This is a genomic window from Roseivivax isoporae LMG 25204 (assembly GCF_000521865.1).
Lineage (GTDB): Bacteria > Pseudomonadota > Alphaproteobacteria > Rhodobacterales > Rhodobacteraceae > Roseivivax > Roseivivax isoporae.
Map to the genome: position 1 here is coordinate 1 of NZ_JAME01000147.1, position 625 is coordinate 625.

Here is a 625-nt window from a genome sequence, read left to right on the forward strand (position 1 = left end):
GCCGTCTGCGAGCACGAAGCCAGCATCGCCTGCGGACTCTCCGGTCACGGCGTTCAGCTCGGCAAGGGTGTCCCGGTAGAAGCTCCGCCCCGAGAGCCCGGCGGACAGCGCCAACTCGTTCAACGCCTGCCCGATCTCGATCGCATCTGGCTGGTGATAGGGCGAGCGGGGGTTGCCCGCGAACAGGTCGAGGAAGTCAGTCATTCTGATACTCGCTTTGGGTGTCAGTAGATACGGCGCAGGAAAGGCCCGACCGGATCGCCGTCGACGCCACCAGGCGACACGGGGACGAGCCAGTAATTCCACTCGCCGAGTGGCTCGGCCTCGGCGCTTTCCGCGACGAGGCGCACCGACAGGACGTCACCGCCCCAGTTGCCATCCACGCGAATCCGGAGGTGCGTCATGTTTGCCGGGGCCGCCAGCGTGCCGGTGAATGTACCGTTGCTGCTGATCGGCGCCCCGTCGGCATTCGTGTCGCCATCGAGGCGCACAAGCGCGGTACCGCCCTGGCGGTTCGCCAATTCGACCGTGTACCGCGCGACCTGCCCTTCGGCGAGCGTCAACTCTTGCGAGAGGAAGGAGCCGACACCCACGGTGTGGGTCGCCTTCCCTCCCGCAATCGAAA

2 protein-coding genes are annotated in these 625 nt (G+C 66.4%); both read right to left on the reverse strand.

Features of this window, described 5'->3' with window-relative positions; all coding sequences use genetic code 11:
* Positions 1–204, reverse strand: a 204-nt coding sequence (locus RISW2_RS23065) for a hypothetical protein (RefSeq protein ID WP_043775911.1), incomplete at its 3' end; no start/stop codon positions are given.
* Between the two features lie 20 nt (positions 205–224).
* A partial coding sequence (locus RISW2_RS23070; protein ID WP_211238752.1) for a hypothetical protein occupies positions 225–625 on the reverse strand: 401 nt, incomplete at its 5' end.